The 16,468-nt window shown below is 65.3% G+C and carries 13 protein-coding genes; 5 read left to right on the top strand and 8 right to left on the bottom strand.

Annotated elements, in window-relative coordinates; all coding sequences use genetic code 11:
- Positions 1-201: 201 nt before the first annotated feature.
- The gene (locus G7Y82_RS16255) at positions 202-2,670 is read left to right on the top strand and encodes a TonB-dependent receptor (RefSeq protein ID WP_168149193.1); all 2,469 of its coding nucleotides are present in this window, start codon (positions 202-204) and stop codon (positions 2,668-2,670) included.
- 62 nt (positions 2,671-2,732) lie between these two features.
- On the opposite strand, the gene G7Y82_RS16250 is transcribed toward G7Y82_RS16255, so the two are convergent.
- The 8 genes from G7Y82_RS16250 to G7Y82_RS16215 all read right to left on the bottom strand — a co-directional run bounded on the left by G7Y82_RS16250 (position 2,733) and on the right by G7Y82_RS16215 (position 11,795).
- Positions 2,733-3,878 (bottom strand): D-alanyl-D-alanine carboxypeptidase family protein, encoded by a 1,146-nt coding sequence (locus G7Y82_RS16250; protein WP_168149192.1) that lies wholly within the window; start codon positions 3,876-3,878, stop codon positions 2,733-2,735.
- 77 nt (positions 3,879-3,955) lie between these two features.
- Entirely contained in the window at positions 3,956-4,903 is a 948-nt protein-coding gene (locus G7Y82_RS21760; protein WP_206370773.1) for a septal ring lytic transglycosylase RlpA family protein, read from the bottom strand.
- A complete protein-coding gene (gene mltB, locus G7Y82_RS16240; protein ID WP_168149191.1) occupies positions 4,900-5,916 on the bottom strand; it encodes a lytic murein transglycosylase B in 1,017 nt (338 codons plus the stop codon). Before mltB ends, G7Y82_RS21760 begins: the two co-directional genes overlap by 4 nt.
- On the bottom strand, positions 5,916-7,061 hold the full coding sequence (rodA, locus tag G7Y82_RS16235; RefSeq protein ID WP_168149190.1) for a rod shape-determining protein RodA: 1,146 nt from the start codon (positions 7,059-7,061) through the stop codon (positions 5,916-5,918). The genes mltB and rodA overlap by 1 nt, the downstream gene beginning before the upstream one ends.
- The gene (mrdA, locus tag G7Y82_RS16230; RefSeq protein WP_168149189.1) at positions 7,051-9,042 is read right to left on the bottom strand and encodes a penicillin-binding protein 2; all 1,992 of its coding nucleotides are present in this window, start codon (positions 9,040-9,042) and stop codon (positions 7,051-7,053) included. Before mrdA ends, rodA begins: the two co-directional genes overlap by 11 nt.
- On the bottom strand, positions 9,042-9,539 hold the full coding sequence (gene mreD, locus G7Y82_RS16225; protein ID WP_168149188.1) for a rod shape-determining protein MreD: 498 nt from the start codon (positions 9,537-9,539) through the stop codon (positions 9,042-9,044). The genes mrdA and mreD overlap by 1 nt, the downstream gene beginning before the upstream one ends.
- Entirely contained in the window at positions 9,536-10,597 is a 1,062-nt protein-coding gene (mreC, locus tag G7Y82_RS16220) for a rod shape-determining protein MreC (RefSeq protein WP_168149187.1), read from the bottom strand. The genes mreD and mreC overlap by 4 nt, the downstream gene beginning before the upstream one ends.
- Before the next feature lie 160 nt (positions 10,598-10,757).
- Positions 10,758-11,795: a rod shape-determining protein gene (locus G7Y82_RS16215; RefSeq protein ID WP_168149186.1), complete on the bottom strand. Its 1,038-nt coding sequence runs from the start codon at positions 11,793-11,795 to the stop codon at positions 10,758-10,760.
- 238 nt (positions 11,796-12,033) lie between these two features.
- Here G7Y82_RS16215 and gatC point away from each other — a divergent pair, with 238 nt between their 5' ends.
- The 4 genes from gatC to hslO all read left to right on the top strand — a co-directional run bounded on the left by gatC (position 12,034) and on the right by hslO (position 16,412).
- Positions 12,034-12,321 carry an Asp-tRNA(Asn)/Glu-tRNA(Gln) amidotransferase subunit GatC gene (gene gatC, locus G7Y82_RS16210; protein WP_168149185.1) on the top strand — a complete coding sequence of 96 codons (288 nt, stop codon included), beginning with the start codon at positions 12,034-12,036 and terminating at the stop codon, positions 12,319-12,321.
- Between the two features lie 86 nt (positions 12,322-12,407).
- Complete coding sequence (gene gatA, locus G7Y82_RS16205) at positions 12,408-13,865, top strand: Asp-tRNA(Asn)/Glu-tRNA(Gln) amidotransferase subunit GatA (RefSeq protein ID WP_168149184.1); 1,458 nt, start codon at positions 12,408-12,410, stop codon at positions 13,863-13,865.
- A gap of 70 nt (positions 13,866-13,935) precedes the next feature.
- Complete coding sequence (gene gatB, locus G7Y82_RS16200) at positions 13,936-15,396, top strand: Asp-tRNA(Asn)/Glu-tRNA(Gln) amidotransferase subunit GatB (RefSeq protein ID WP_168149183.1); 1,461 nt, start codon at positions 13,936-13,938, stop codon at positions 15,394-15,396.
- Between the two features lie 119 nt (positions 15,397-15,515).
- A complete protein-coding gene (gene hslO / locus G7Y82_RS16195; RefSeq protein ID WP_168149182.1) occupies positions 15,516-16,412 on the top strand; it encodes an Hsp33 family molecular chaperone HslO in 897 nt (298 codons plus the stop codon).
- The last annotated feature ends 56 nt before the right edge of the window (positions 16,413-16,468 follow it).

The following is a 16,468-nucleotide window of genomic DNA, read 5'->3' as shown; positions in this document are numbered from 1 at the left end:
CTTTGCATCTGTGTTGGCGTGGTGTGCAGGTGTACAGGTCTGTGCACTGGCGAGGTGCGGGCGACTCGTTGCGAGTCTTGTCTGGGATGAGGTCATTAGTCGAGAGCAACGACGATCGGCAACAGAACGCAGCGCAGCAGACCTCGGCAGGCGGGGCGCCCCGTAGCGCCCCGCTTGCTCGCGCTCGCGGCCACGATTTGTATGGCGCCGGCGTTCGCGCAGCTTGATCAGCAGCAGAACTTCGAAATCGCGCCGCAGTCGCTGGCGACGGCGCTGACGGCATTCTCGGTCGCGACGCAGATTCAGGTGGTGACGGCCGCCGCCGATCTGGGCGGCCTGCGCTCGGCGGGCGTCAGTGGCCCGGCCAGCGCGGCGACGGCGCTGTCGCAGTTGTTGCAGGGCACGGACCTGCGCTACGAGGTGGTCGGCGACGACACGGTCGTGATCGTCTCCGCCAGCGCCGTGACCTCCGAGCACCTGCCGGAATCGAACTCCGGGGCGACGACCGCGCAGCTCGGGCCGGTGGAGGATGTCGTGATCATCGGCCATGGGTATACACGCGCCTCGAACACGATCCGTCCGGCGGAGATTGCCACCAAGACGCCGGGCACGCCGGTGCAGGTATTGCTCGATGATCTGCCGGGCGTCAATTCGCAGACCAGCGATCCGTTCGGGCTCTACGAGTTCGGCAACTCGGTGCGCATGCGTGGCTTCGGCAGCGACCAACTCGGCATCTCGCTGGACGGGGTGCCACTGGAGACGGCCGACGCGCGCGAAGGCAGTCCGCCGGAGCGCTTTCTCGACATCGAAAATCTGACGTCGGTTCGTGTCGCGCAAGGTTCCAGCGACGTGATGATGCCGTCGTATCACGCGCTGGGGGGCTCGGTGCGCTATCAGTCCGCGGAACCGCTCGGGCACTGGGCGGCGCGTCTCAGCGGCACGGTCGGCAGCAACGAACTGAACCGGATCTATGGCAGCCTCGACACGCCCGCCTGGTGGGAAGGCGGGCCGACGGCGTTGCTGAGTGGATCGCGAACCAAGGCTGTGCAGTTCGACAATCCTTATGCCGACATGGACGTCGACCATGTCGGCATCAAGCTCAAGCAGACCTTCAGCGATGGCTCGGCGGTGTTCAGCTATCTCTATGGCGATCGCAGCGATCACGATATGCAGCAGTACGACGCCGACGGTCATGTGTCGTCGCGCCTCGATCTGACCGAACACCTGAGCGGCGATCCGGAGCGCGACGCGCTGTACTACGGCTACTGGACGAACAGTCGTACCGACCAGCTGTTCAGCGTCGACCTGAAGCTCCAGCCGGCGCCGGCGTGGAAGCTGCGTCTGCTGCCGTACTACGAACACAAGCGTGGCTGGGGTTATGCGGGCGTTGCCCCGTCGGCGGCGACGCAGCAGTACGACGATGCAACTTCGGAGAGTCAGGGCGTGCCGGGGCGCGACGATATCGAGCCCTATGACGGCAGTGGCGTCACCGAGCGCCGTGAACTGCTCAGTGGCGATCGTGGTGGGCTGACGCTGCGCGCGACGCGCCGATGGTGGCGGCATACCGCGCAGTTCGGCGGCTGGTTCGAACGTTTCAATTTCTCGCAGGCCAGACCCTTGTACAACGTCGCCGACGACGGCCGCGTCGAGACCGAACAAGCGCCGATCGTCTCGTACTACGACCGTCATTTCGATACCACCGTGCTGCAGTTCTTCGCCCGCGACAGCAGTCACTGGTTCGATGGCCGGCTGACGATCGATGCGGCCTTCAAGGGTTTATATGTGGACCGCCGCTTTCACGGCACGCCGAACATCGATGCGTTCTATCAGCAACAAGAGCTGAGGCTGCAGCGCAAGGATCACGATGCGTTCCAGCCGCAGCTGGGCCTGACCTACAAGCTCGATGCAGCGCACGAGGTCTTTGCCAACTACGCCGAGAATTTCAGCGCCGCGCCACGCAATGCGCTCGGCTCCGTGACCTATGACGCGCAACTGCGGCCGGAGACCTCGCGCAACATCGATCTGGGTATTCGCCAGGTCGGCGAGCGCTTCAACGCATCGGCCTCGCTGTACTACATCGACTACGCGAATCGCATTCTCGAATTGACGCGTGCTGATCCCTATCAGATCAGCACCGAGGTCTATCGCAACGTCGGCTCCGTGCGCACCTATGGCGCCGAACTCGCATCGTTCTGGCGGCCGCTGTCGTCGCTGCATTTCAGCGGCACGCTGTCGTTCAATCGCTCGACCTTCCGCAACAACTACACGCGTTATGACGAGGACGCCGGCGCCGACGAAGTGGTGACGGTCAAAGGCAAGACCTTGCCCGATACGCCGAACCTGATGGCGACGGTCACCGCGCGCTACCTGAAGGGGCCGTGGTCGTTCGATGCTGACGCGAAATACACCGGTCTGCGCTACGGCACGGCGGTCAACGACGAGCATGTCGACGCCTATACCGTCGTCAATGTCGCTGGCGGCTATACCATCGCGCCGACCTGGCCGTCGGTCGAGGCGGTGCAGTTGCAGTTGCACGTCAACAACCTCTTCAACAAGCGTTATGTCGGCTACATCTCACCGGCCGAATTCATCGACAACGACAACCACGGCACCTATTTCCTCGGCGCGCCGCGCGCGCTGTACTTCAGTGTCAGCGCCGATCTGCGCTAGCGATTACCGAATGAGGCGCAAAAAAAAGCCCCCGCGACGCGGGGGCTTTTTCGATACGGCGCTTACCACCCGAGCCAGAGACGGATGGTGTCGATCAGGCGGTGGAAGAAACCGCCCAGCGGCACGTCCTGCATCGCGACCAGCGGCACGGTCTTCAGCGTCTTGCCGTCGAGCGAGACAGTCGCCGTGCCCAGCGACTGGCCCTTCTTCAGCGGCGCGACGATCGGCGAGTTGATCTGCGCGCTGATCTTCAGCTGATCGGCGCTACCGCGCGGCAAGGCCAGCGCCACCGGCTCCAGCGTGCCGACCGGCAGGTTGTCGACATTGCCCTTGTAGACGCGTGCCTGCTGCGCCGGCTTGTCGGGGCCGAACAGGCTGGTGGTGTCGAAGAAGCGGAAGCCGTAGTTCAACAGTTCCATGCTGGCCTGCTCGCGCATCGCCCAGCTCTTGGTGCCCATCACCGCGGCGATCAGGCGGCGGCCATTGCGTTCGGCCGACGACAGCAGGCAGTAGCCGGCTTCCGACGTATGGCCGGTCTTGATGCCGTCGACGCTGGGGTCCTTCTCGAGCAGGCCGTTGCGGTTCGGCTGACGGATCTTGTTGTAGGTGAACTCGCGTTCCGAGAACAGCTTGTACCACTGCGGAAAATCATGAATCAGCGCGCGGGCGAGAATCGTCAGGTCGCGGGCCGAGGTGTAGTGATTCGCATCCGGCAGGCCGGAGGCATCGGCGAAGTGCGAATTCGTCATGCCGAGGCGCTTGGCGTATTCGTTCATCAGGTCGGCGAACACCGACTCGCTGCCGGCGACGTGCTCGGCGACAGCGACCGTCGCGTCATTGCCGGACTGGATGATGATGCCGCGCAGCAGGTCGATCAGCTTCACCTGCGTGCCGACGCGCACGAACATGCGCGATTCGCTGGAGTCCAGGCCCTGGCGCCAGGCTTTCTCGCTGATCAGCACCTCGTCGTCCGGCGACAGACGCTTCTGCTTGATCTCGTCGAAGACGATGTAGGTGGTCAGCACCTTGGTGATACTGGCGGGCGCTACATGCTCGTCCGGGTTCGACGCGGCGATCAGCTCGCCGCTCGCATAGTCCATCAGGGCATAGGACTTGGCGTCGATGGCCGGAGGATCGGGAATCGTGGCGGCAAAGGCGAGTCCGGGGGCGAGCAGGGCGGCGGTGGCCAGGGACAGCAGTTTTTTCATTACGTAAAACTCGGCAGGCAAATCGGCAACAGGGTCGATTCTAAAGGAGCGAGACGTCGGGGGCGTCCCGCTGGATGTCAGTCTTTGACTGAAAAAGCCGGATATCCGGCGTCGTGCAACCAACTTCGGGTGCGCTCGGCATCGGCGTCACTGGCGAACGGCCCGACCACGACACGATGGACGGTGCCGCCCTGGCTCTCGCGGATGGCGACGCCTTCGACCCCCTGGCGGCGCAATTGGTCGCGGGTGATGACGGCATTGATCGGGTCCGAATAGGCGCCGATTTGCAGCCAACGGCCGGCGGCAGCGACTGTTGTACCCGTGGTCGGTGCCGGAGCGCTTGCGGTCGGTGCCGGCGGCGGGCCGGCCGGTGTGGCCTGGGCCACGGCCTGATCGTCGTCTTCCTGCGGCTGCAGGGCCTTGATTTCGACCTCGGCGTGGCCGTTGGCAACGATACCGAGCCGCGCCGCGGCGGCATATGACAGATCGATGATGCGGCCGCTGTGGAAAGGCCCGCGGTCGTTGATGCGCACCACCGCGGTTCTGCCGTTCTCGAGGTTGGTGACGCGCACATAGCTCGGGATCGGCAGCGTCTTGTGCGCGGCGGTCATCGCGAACATGTCGTAGGGCTCGCCGCTGGCGGTCTTGCGGCCCTGGAACTTCTTGCCGTACCACGAGGCGCGGCCGCGCTGCTCGAAGCCTTCGGTGTCGTCGAGGACGTGATAGACCTTGCCGAAGGCTTCGTATTCGGGCGGATTGCCGGAGCGGCTGCGCGGTTCGACCTTGGGCACGGCGTCCGGCGTATTGGCGACGTCGTCGGGAATGTCGACGGCATTCGGCGCCGAATCCTGGATGCCGGGCTGGGCGATCGTCACCTTCGGCATGCCGCTGCGGGTGCGGCCTGCGGGCGGCGGTGGCGTTTCGACCGGCACGGTGCGCGGCGTCGGCGGGCTCGGTCGCGGCAGTGTCTGCACACAGGCGGCCAGCGGCAGCAGCGCCAGCGCGGTCAGGACGCGAAATTTCATGGGCTCGCCGACGCCTCGGCTTCGATGCGTCGGGCGAGCTGCGTGACCGCCATGGCGTAGTAGATGCGGGGGTTGTACGTCATGATCGCGTAGAAATTCGGGAACGCGAGCCAGTACTCGTGGCCGCCGCCGTCGAGCAGCAGGTCGACGAGGCCGACGACGGTATCGCCGGGCAGGTCGACCGCGGGCTTGATACCCGCGTGCTCGAGGTCGCGCACGTAGTAGAAATGGTCGCGGGTGTTGGCGACCGCGCCGTCCGGCAGCGCGTCGCCGTGGATCGTCGCGGGCACGGCGATCGGCTGACCGGCGCGCCAGCGCCAGTCGGGGTCGTAGTGCGTGAAGTAATTGGCGATCGAGCCGATCGCATCCGGCAGCGACCACAGGTCAGCCTGTCCGTCACCATCGTAGTCCAGCGCCAGGCGCCGGTAATTGCTCGGCATGAACTGCGCGTCGCCCATGGCGCCGGCGTAGGAGCCCTTGGGCTGGCGCGGATCGAAGTGCTGGTCGCGGCACAGCGCGAAGAACTCGACGAGCTCGCTGAAGAAGAACTTGCTGCGCGTCGGATGCTCGAAGCCTTGCGTCGCCAGTGCATCGAGCACACGCACGCCGCCGGTGATGCGCCCGTAGCGCGTTTCGATGCCGAGGATGCCGGCGATCACCGCCGGCGGTACGCCGAACTCCTCCTCGGCGCGTTCCAGCGTATCGCGCTGGTCCTGCAGCAGCGCGATGCCGGCGCGGATCCGCGAGGTGTCGACGCGCTTCGAATACTGCGTCCAGGTTTCGGTGCGCTCGGGCGCTTTCTGTTCCTGGACGATCAACTGCGGCAGACGCTTGGCGTCGGCCAGCGCATCGGTGACCTGCTTGAGCTGCGCTTCCGAGAAGCCATCGTCCTCGCGCAGGCGCTCGAGCAGCTGCGGTACGCGTGGGTTCTGGCTGTAATCGACGTCGTCGGCTTGTGCCTGCGACGCGACTGCGCAGCAGCACAGCAGGGTGACGACGAGCAGTTTTTGCATCAGTTCGCGAGCAGTTTTCGGTGAGTGTGTACCGACATCAGCATACCGAAGCAGGCCAGCAGCGACACGGCCGAGGTGCCGCCATAGCTGACCAACGGCAAAGGTACGCCCACCACCGGCAGCAAGCCGATGACCATGCCGATGTTGATGAAGACGTAGATGAAGAAGGTCATGCCCAGGCTGCCGGCGAGCAGTCGCTGGAAGGTGTCCTGGGCGCGGGCCGCGATGTACAGGCAGCGGCCGACGATGGCCAGATACAGCACCAGCAGCACCATCACGCCGATGAAACCCATTTCCTCGGAATAGACGGCGAAGATGAAGTCGGTGTGCGCCTCGGGCAGAAATTCGAGCTTGGCCTGCGTGCCGTGTAGCCAGCCCTTGCCGAACACGCCGCCGGAGCCGATCGCGATCATCGACTGGGTGATGTGGTAGCCGGCCCCGAGCGGGTCGCTCTCCGGGTCGAGCAGCGTCAGGATGCGCTGTCGCTGGTAGTCCTGCAGGTGCGTCCACAGCACCGGCGCGGCGGCGCCGATCAGCGCCAGCGCGCCGACGATCCAGCGCCAGCGCAGGCCGCCGAGAAACAGCGCGAAGCCGCCGGCGGCGACGATCAGCAAGGCCGTACCCAGGTCGGGCTGCTTGGCGATCAGCGCCGCCGGTACGCCGATGATGGCCAGTGTCAGGACGATGGTGCCGAAGCGCGGCGGCAGGCGCCGCGTGTGCAGGAACGCAGCGACCGTGGTCGGCATCGCCAGTTTCATCAGCTCGGACGGCTGAAAGCGGATCACGCCGAGGTCCAGCCAGCGCTGCGCGCCCTTGGCGGCGTCGCCGAGCACCAGCGTCGCAATCAGCAGCAGCAGCGTGAAGCCATAGAGCCACGGGGCGACCGTGCGATACATCGCCGGTGGCGCCTGGGCGATCGCCGCCATCACCACCATGCCCAGGGCAATGCGCTGGGCCTGGCTGATGACGCCGTCGATCGAATGTCCGGATGCCGAGTACTGGATGAACATGCCGACGGTGGCGACCGTCAGCAGCAGGATCAGCAGCCAGATGTCGATGTGCCAGCTTTCGAGCCAGTCGGAAAAACCCGGCTCCGGCTTGTGGCTGGCGCGACGCCCGGCCGATTGCAGGATTTCAGCGATCATCGTCTTCCTCGGCGCCGGCTGACGACGCGTCCGTCGGCGCCTTCAGGCCCGGTACTTCGGCCGGCGTCACGTGGCTGGTGTGCTCCGGATTCTTTTCGTTGCCGTAGAGCACGTAGCCGAGCAGGTACTGATCCATGACCTGACGCGCGATCGGTCCGGCCACCGAGCCGCCGTGGCCGCCGTGCTCGGCGATCACCGCGACCGCGATCTTCGGGTCGTCGGCTGGCGCAAAGGCAATGAACAGCGCGTGGTCGCGCAGCTTCAGCGGCAGCTGATCCTGGGTTTTGCGCGGCTCGTCCGGACGCAGGCTGGCGACCTGCGCCGAGCCGGTCTTGGCGGCGATCGGATACGGCGAGTTGCGGCCGATTGAATAGCCGGTGCCGTGCACTTCCTGGGTGACACGTTCCATCGCGGTGATCACGGTATCCCAGTTCGACTCGTCCTTCAGGTCGATCTTCGGCAGCGGCTCGGGCTGCACCTCGGTGATCTTGCGCGTGATTGGGTCTTCTGTAGCGTGCAGTACGTGCGGTCGGAAGCCGGTGCCGCGCATGGCGATGCGCGCCGTCATCTGCGCCAGCTGCAGCGGCGTGACCAGTGTATAGCCCTGGCCGATGCCGACATTGAGCGTCTCGCCCGGGTACCAGTTCTCGTGCCGGTAGCGGCGCTTCCACTCACGCGACGGGTAGAGGCCGGCCTTCTCCAGCGGCAGGTCGATGCCGGTCTTGTGGCCGAAGCCGAAGCCGGTCATCGCCTCGTACATGCGGTCGATGCCGAGTGCGATGGCGAGGTTGTAGAAATAGATGTCGCAGGATTCCTTGATGCCGTCGGCCATGTTGACGAGACCATGGCCGGAGCGCTTCCAGCAGTGATATTTGCGCGACGAGCCCGGCAGCGACATCGCGCCGCCGCAGTAAAAGGTGTCCTTGGGCGTGACCACGCCGAATTCGAGGCCGGCCAGCGCCATCGCCGGCTTGATCGTCGAGCCGGGCGGGTAGAGGCCCTGCAGTGCGCGGTCGAACAGCGGCCGCGACGGATCCTTGAGCAGGGCGCTATAGGTCGCCGTATCCATCCCGGTAATGAACTGCTGCGGGTCGAAGCCGGGCTTGCTGACCATGGCGATGACCTCGCCGTTGCGCGGGTCGATGGCGACCACCGCGCCCTCGTAGTCACCCATCGCCTCCTCGGCGACTTCCTGCACCTTGGTGTCGATCGACAGATATAGATTGCGGCCCGGGTACCCACGCCGATAGTCGAGCTCGCGCAGCGGCCGGCCGTAGGCGTTGGCCTCGATGATCTTGGCGCCAGGCTCGCCGCGCAGCAGGTCTTCCTCGCTCTTCTCGACGCCGCTCTTGCCGATCTGCGTCAGGCCGAGGAACTGGCTTTCGTTGGCGGCGCGCAACTCCTCCTCGCTGATGCCGCCGACGTAGCCGACCAGATGCGAGGCGGTGGCGCCGAGCGGGTAGTTGCGTGTCAGGCCGGCGTTGATGTCGACGCCTGGAAACTCGTAGCGATCGACTTCGTAGCGCGCGACCTCTTCCATCGTCAGGTTCGAGCGCAGCGGCACGCCGCGATAGCGCGGCGACTTGCGCACGCGATCCTTGAAGCGGGTGATGTCGGCGTCGGTCAGCGTGACGATGTGCGACAAGCGCTGCAGCAGCTGATCCATCGCCGCACTGTTGCCGACCTGTTCCGGCGTCACTTCAAGCACGAAGGCCGGCTGGTTTTGCGCCAGCAGCGTGCCGTTGCGGTCGTAGATCAGTCCACGCACCGGCGCGACCGGCGTCACGCGCATGCGGTTCTCGTCGGCGCGTGTCAGATAGTGCTCGTGTTCGACGATCTGCAGGTCCGACAGACGCGCGACCAGCAAAATCACGCAGCCCAGGCAGAACACCACCGCCACACCGGCGCGACGCAGAAAGGCGTCACGTTCGGCGTAGACGTTCTTCAGTGCATCACGCCGCCGCGGACCGAACAGGCTCATCAGTCCTCGTCACCGCCGCGGCGGCTACGGATCAGCTCCATGACACTCCACAGCAGTGGCCAGAACAGCGCGGTCGACAGCGCTGGCAGCCAGCGCAGCCAGATCTCGGCTTCATGTTGCGTCGCGCCGTCGACCCAGAACATCAAAAAGCAGTACAACGCCCAGGCCGGGACCAGGGCGATGGTCGCCTGCCACAACGGGAAGATGATGAAGAAGCTGCGCAGGCGCACGACGATGTAGACCAGCACCACCAGGCCCAGCGCGTGCTGGCCGAACGGCGAGGCGTAGAGCACGTCGAGCATCAAGCCGCAGAGGAAGGCCGGGATCAGCACCGGCAGCTGCGGTTCGCGCAGCGCCCAGTACGCCAGCATCAGCGGCAGCCAGAGCGGGCGTGCGGCCGACAGTGCGTCGGGCAGTTCGACCAGTTGCAGCACCAGCGCGCAGAGCAGGCTCAGCAGATAGCCGGCCCAGACGGCCTGTGGACTCGGGCGGCTCATGGCGTCTTGCGCGTGGCGGGTGCCGGCTTCTTCTCGGTCGCCGGCGGCTTGGCCGTCGCCTCGGCCGGCTTGGTGGCGGCCGGTTTCGGAGGCGGCGCGGCGTCAGGCTTGGCCGCCGGCGTCGCCGCCGCTTTGCCGGTGTCGTCGCCTTGCTGCATTTCGCGGTCCTGTGCCGCCGCCTTTTCATCCGCGGCCGCGGCGTCGGCATCGGCCTGTACGCCGCGGTTCCAGACCAGCAGCGCCTGTCGGCCGCGATTGAGCTGCGCGGCGGGGTAGGCGTAGGCCTCCATGAAGTGCTCGCCGGCAACCGGCTTGACGTCGTAGACGGTACCGACCGGGTAGCCGGCCGGGAAGCGGCCGCCGAGCGACGACGACACCAACAGGTCGCCGTCCTTGATGTCCGCGTTCGACGGCAGGAACGGCAGGCGCAGGCCGCGCTCGTCGCCGAGACCGACGGCGATGGTCTGTAGACCGGTGCGATTGATCTCGACCGGCATGCCGTGGTCGGGGTCGGTCACCAGCAGGGCCTTGCTGGTATTCGGCGCGACATCGACGACCTGGCCCATCACGCCATGTGCGTCGACCAGCGCCTGGCCGACGTAGACACCGTCGCGTGAGCCGCGGTTCAGCGTGATCTGATGACGGTACGGGTCCTGGTTGACGGCGATGATCTCGGCGACCAGAACCTGATCCGGCAGATGCGCGGACGATGCCAGCAGCTCGCGCAGGCGGCGATTCTCGGCTTCCAGCGCATCCATCTTCGACAGCTTGGCCGAGAGGATGAACTGCTGCTGCTTGAGCGTGGCGTTCTCGCGTTCGATGGTGCTGCGCGAGTCGATGCCACGCACCACGTCGATCAGCCGCGACGGTAGCGACGCGACCCAGACGATCGGCGTCAATGCGTAGGAGGTCCAGGCGCGCGCCGGCTTCAGCGTGTCGCCGCGCATGTCGTAGAAGATCAAGGTCAGCGCCAGCGCCATCAACAGCAGCGTCCGCAGGCCGAGCCCGGGTCCGCGCGGGAACAGCGGTCGATGATACGAATCGTGCAGCGAATTCAAGGGCGCGCCGTCGGGCTTGTCGTTTGCTGAAAAACTGGCCAGAGCATAGAGGCGTAGGCCGGCAGGGGCAATGCGAAATGCGAGCTTAAAACGCGGTCGCGGCTTGCGCCGCTCCTACAGGTTTCGCGTAGGAGCGGCGCAAGCCGCGACCAGGTGACCCTCAGTCGAGGCTGTAGAAGTCCGACTGACGGTCGAGCATGTCGAGCACCATGCCGCCGCCGCGTGCGACGCAAGTCAGCGGGTCGTCAGCAATGATGACCGGCAGACCGGTTTCCTCGGAGATCAGCTTGTCGAGGTCGCGCAGCAGGGCGCCACCGCCGGTCAGCACGATGCCACGCTCGGCGACGTCGCTGCCGAGTTCCGGCGGCGTGCGTTCGAGGGCCTGCTTGACGGCCTTGATGATGCCCGACAGCGGCTCCTGCAACGCGTCGAGAATCTCGTTGGAGTTCATCGTGAAGTTGCGCGGCACGCCGGCGGCCAGATGGCGGCCGACCACGTCGATTTCCTGGACCTCGTGGCCCGGGAACGCGGTGCCGATCTGGATCTTGATGCGTTCGGCGGTGGCTTCGCCGATCAGCATGTTGTACTGGCGACGCACGTAGCTGACGATGGCTTCGTCGAACTTGTCGCCACCGATGCGCACCGACTCGGCGTAGACGATGCCGTTGAGCGAGATCACCGCCACTTCCGAGGTGCCGCCACCGATGTCGACCACCATCGAGCCGCGCGCCTCGCCGATCGGAATGCCGGCGCCCAGTGCCGCGGCGATCGGTTCTTCGATGACCCAGACCTTGCGCGCGCCGGCGTTCTCGACCGATTCGCGAATCGCGCGACGTTCGACCTGCGTCGAGCCGTAAGGCACGCAAACCACGACGCGCGTCATCGGCCGGCTCATGCGACCCTTCTGCACCTTGCGGATGAAGTTCTGCAGCATCTTCTCCGTGACGGTGTAGTCGGCGATCACGCCGTCGCGCAGCGGGCGCACGGTGGTGATGTTGGTCGGCGTGCGGCCCAGCATCTGCTTGGCCTCGATGCCGACGGCTTCGACCTTCTTCGCGCCGCGGGCGTCCATACGGATCGCAACCACCGACGGTTCATTGAGGACGATGCCTTCGTCACGAGCGTAGACGAGGGTGTTGGCGGTGCCCAGATCGATGGACAGGTCGTTGACAAACAGACGGCGTACGGCTTCGAACATCTCTCGGTGGCCTGATGGTGATGCTGTAAGTTCTGAATTTCCCGGTAATTCGCGGCGCCCTGAGGCTCCGGGAATGTTATGCGCCGCGCCTTGGCGGCGGTGCACATTCTCACATTCCAGTAGAATTGTGCATCCGCACATCATAAACGATTCGCGGCGCTGCAAGGCCCTGGAAAAATGCCCGATCGGCACTGGAGTCTGCAGGCCGCGAAACCCCTGCCGCGAATTGCACGAAGCGATGAGTCTGAGTCCCGAGAACGTCAAGCAGGTCGCCCATCTGGCGCGCCTCGAACTGGCCGACGATCAGGTCGGTCCGATTGCCGAAAAGCTGTCGAACATCCTGGCGATGGTCGACCAGCTGTCCGGCGCCAATACCCAGGGTGTGACGCCGATGGCGCACCCGCTCGACATGCACCAGCGCCTGCGGCCGGACGCCGTCAGCGAACCCGACCGCCGTGAAGCCTTCCAGGCCATCGCGCCGGAAGTCGACAACGGCCTGTACCTCGTCCCGAAGGTCATCGAATGACGTGAGGTGGGAGGGGTGAGGCGTGAGGCGCAAAGCCCCAGCCGCCCCGTAACGCCTCGCTTATCACGCTTCACTCCTCACGAAAAATGCACACGCTTTCGATCAAAGAACTTTCCGACGGTCTGCGCGCGAAGAAGTTTTCGTCGCGCGAGCTGACCGAGCACTTCCTCAAGCGCATCGACGCGCACGACGGCCAGATCAACAGCTACATCACGGTCACGGCCGAGCGCGCGCTCAAGCAGGCTGACGCCGCCGATGCCCGTCTGGCCCGCGACGGCGCCCACCTGCTGACTGGTATCCCGCTGGCGCAGAAGGATATTTTCTGCACGCTCGGGGTCCGCACGAGCTGTGCGTCGAAGATGCTCGACAGCTTCATCGCGCCGTACGACGCGACCATCGTGCAGAAGCTGCACCTCGACGCCGGCATGGTCATGCTCGGCAAGTGCAACATGGACGAGTTCGCGATGGGCTCGTCGAACGAGACCAGCCACTACGGCGCGGTCAAGAATCCCTGGGATCTGGAACGCGTGCCGGGCGGGTCGAGCGGCGGTTCGGTCGCTGCGGTTGCCGCCGGACTGGCGCCGGTCGCCACCGCCACCGATACCGGCGGCTCCATCCGTCAGCCCGCGTCGCTGACCGGTCTGACCGGCATCAAGCCGACCTACGGCCGCGTCTCGCGCTTCGGCATGATCGCGTTCGCGTCCAGCCTCGATCAGGCCGGCGTCGTCGCCCGCACCGCGGAAGATGCTGCCTATGTGCTGCAGGCGATGTCCGGCTTCGATCCGCTCGACTCGACCAGCATCGAGCGCCCGGTCGACGATCTGGTCGCCGGCCTCGGCGATTCGATCAAAGGCCTGAAGATCGGCCTGCCCAAGGAATACTTCGCTGACGGCCTCGCCGACGGCGTGCGCGACAAGGTCATGGCCGCGGTCAAGACGCTCGAAGGCCTGGGCGCGGTGATCTCCGAAGTGTCGCTGCCGAACTCGCCGCTGTCGGTGCCGACCTATTACGTCGTCGCCCCGGCCGAGGCCAGCTCCAATCTGGCGCGCTTCGACGGCGTGCGCTACGGCCACCGCGCCGACGGCGTGAAGACCCTGGAACAGCTCTACAAGCGCTCGCGCGGCGAGGGTTTCGGTGCCGAGGTACAGCGCCGCATCATGGTCGGCACCTATGTGCTGAGCCACGGCTACTACGACGCGTACTACCTGCAGGCGCAGAAGGTCCGCAAGCTGATCTACGAAGACTTCAAGCGCGCGTTCGAAGGCGTCGACCTGCTGCTCGGGCCGACCGCGACCGACGTCGCGTTCCGCCTCGGCGCCAATGCCGACGACCCGGTTGCGATGTATCTCAACGACATCTACACCATCGCCGCCAACCTCGCCGGCATTCCGGCGATGTCGGTCAATTGCGGCTTCGTCGACGGTCTGCCGGTCGGTCTGCAATTGATGGGCAATTTCTTCAGCGAAGCGAAGCTGCTCAACGTCGCCCACCAGTTCCAGCAGGCGACCGACTTCCACCGTCAAACCCCGGCAGCATTCGCGTAAGGCAAGAGACGCGCAGCGTAACTGCCCGCGCCTCCCGCCTCCCGCCTCACCCCTTACGACGCAAAGCGACATGGCTTACGACACGACAACCTGGGAAGTGGTGATCGGACTGGAAGTCCATTGCCAGTTGCTGACCCATTCGAAGATTTTCTCCGGCGCCGCGACCGCCTACGGCGCTGCGCCCAACACGCAGGCCGACGGCGTCACGCTGGGCTTGCCGGGTGTGCTGCCGGTGCTCAACAAGACCGCGCTCGAATACGCGGTGAAGTTCGGCCTGGCGATCGACGCCAAGATCGCCGAGCGCTGCGTGTTCGCACGCAAGCACTACTTCTATCCCGACTTGCCGAAGGGCTACCAGATCTCGCAGTACGAACTGCCGATCGTCTATGAAGGCCACCTCGACGTCGAACTCGACGGCGCCGACGGCAAGCAGGTCAAGCGCATCGGCATCACCCGCGCGCACATGGAAGAGGACGCCGGCAAGTCGCTGCACGAAGGCTATGTCGGCCAGTCCGGCATCGACCTCAACCGCGCCGGCACGCCGCTGATCGAAATCGTCTCCGAGCCGGACATCCGCTCGGCGGCCGAGGCGGTTGCTTACCTGAAGAAGCTGCACCAGCTGGTCGTCTATCTCGGCGTTTGCGACGGCAACATGCAGGAAGGCAGCTTCCGCTGCGACGCCAATGTCTCGGTGCGCAAGCGCGGCGAGACCAAGTTCGGCACCCGCACCGAGACCAAGAACGTCAACTCGTTCCGCTACGTCGAAAAGGCCATCGAATTCGAAATCGAGCGGCAGATCGACGTCATCGAGTCCGGCGGCAGGATCGTCCAGGAAACGCGTCTGTTCGATCCCGGCACCGGCGAGACGCGCTCGATGCGCACCAAGGAAGACGCCAACGACTACCGCTACTTCCCGGATCCGGACCTGCTGCCGGTGGTCGTTACCGCCGCCGACATCGAGCGCGTCCGCGCGACGATGCCGGAGTTGCCGGAGGCCAAGAAGGCGCGCTTCATCGAGCAATACCAGTTGCCGGCCTACGATGCCTGGGTGCTGACCTCCGAGCAGGCACTGGCCGACTACTACGAGCAGGTCGTCCGCGAGTCCAAGGCCGAAGCCAAGCTGTGCGCGAACTGGGTCATTACCGACCTGCTCGGCGGCCTCAACAAGGCCGGCAAGTCGATCGCCGAATCGCCGATCGACGCCATACAGCTGGCCGGCATGATCGCGCGCATCGCCGACAAGACCATCTCCGGCAAGATCGCCAAGGATGTGTTCGAGGCGATGATGGCCGGCGAAGGCAGTGCCGACGACATCATCCAGGCCAAGGGCCTGGTGCAGATCACCGACGAGTCGGCGATCGTCGCCGTCATCGACGAGATCATGGCCAAGAATCCGGCGCAGCTCGAACAGTTCCGCAGCGGCAAGGACAAGCTGTTCGGCTTCTTCGTCGGCCAGGTCATGAAGGCGACGCAGGGCAAGGCCAATCCGGATGCGGTCAATCGCTTGCTGAAGGAAAAGTTGTCGGGCTAGTCACTGCGAAAAGCCTGACCGCAGATTTCGCAGATTACACAGAAGGATGCGATCGATTTGGCCTTCTCGTAATCTGCGGAATCTGCGGTTGAAACGCTTTTGCTTGCCCTGATATGGCGATGATGAACAACCGACTGACCGAATTCCTGCTGCCCGACCTGGGCGTGCGTGGCGCTATCGTCGAGTACGAATCAGGCGTCGACACCATGCTCGGCTCGCGCCCGTATCCGGCCGACGTGCGCAAGCTGCTGGCGCAGACGGTGGCGGCGATGCCGCTGTTGGCGTCGCACACCAAGCTCGAAGGCCGCATCAGCCTGCAGTTCCAACACAGCCACGGGCCAGTGCAGCTGCTGGTCGCGCAGGTCGAACACAGCACGATGGCGGCCGACGTCGGCATGCGCGTGCGCGGCATGGCCAAGGCCGGCGACGACGCGCATGGCGATTTCGCGGCCTTGCTGCAGGGCGGCCAGCTCGGCCTGCTGCTGGAGCCGGAGCGCGGCGGTCAGAACTATCAGGCCATCGTCGGCATCGAAGGCCAGCACCTCGCCGAGGCGCTGGAGTTCTACTTCGCCCAGTCCGAGCAGTTGCCGACGCTGCTGCGCCTGGCCTACGACGGCCAGCACATCCGCGGCATGATGCTGCAGCGCCTGCCGCTGGGTGAAAAGAACAGCAGCGAGGACCACTGGCAGCACGTCAGCGTCCTGTTCAACACGCTGCAGGAAGCCGAACTGGCCGAAACGCCCGGCCTGACCCTGCTGCGCCGCCTGTTCCACGAGGACGATGTGCGCGTCTTCGATCCGCAGCCGGTGCAACTGGCCTGCCGCTGCTCGCGCGACGGCATCGGCGCGATGCTGCGCTCGCTCGGCGAAGCGGAGATCGAGGAGCACCTGCAGGAGCACGGCAAGTTCGACGTGACCTGCGAGTTCTGCGGTCGCGAGTACTCGTTCAGCGCCGACGACGCACGCAAGCTGTTCGTGCCGGCCAATAGCCAGCCGTCCAACGAAACGCGGCATTGAGTCGGCGTGGCGTCATGCGCATGACCCGATCGTAATAAAAACGATTATCATTTAAT

It is taken from the genome of Solimonas marina, from assembly GCF_012241385.1.
Lineage (GTDB): Bacteria > Pseudomonadota > Gammaproteobacteria > Nevskiales > Nevskiaceae > Solimonas > Solimonas marina.
The sequence above is the reverse complement of the archived record's forward strand: the minus strand, read 5'-3'. Positions and strand labels throughout refer to the sequence as shown.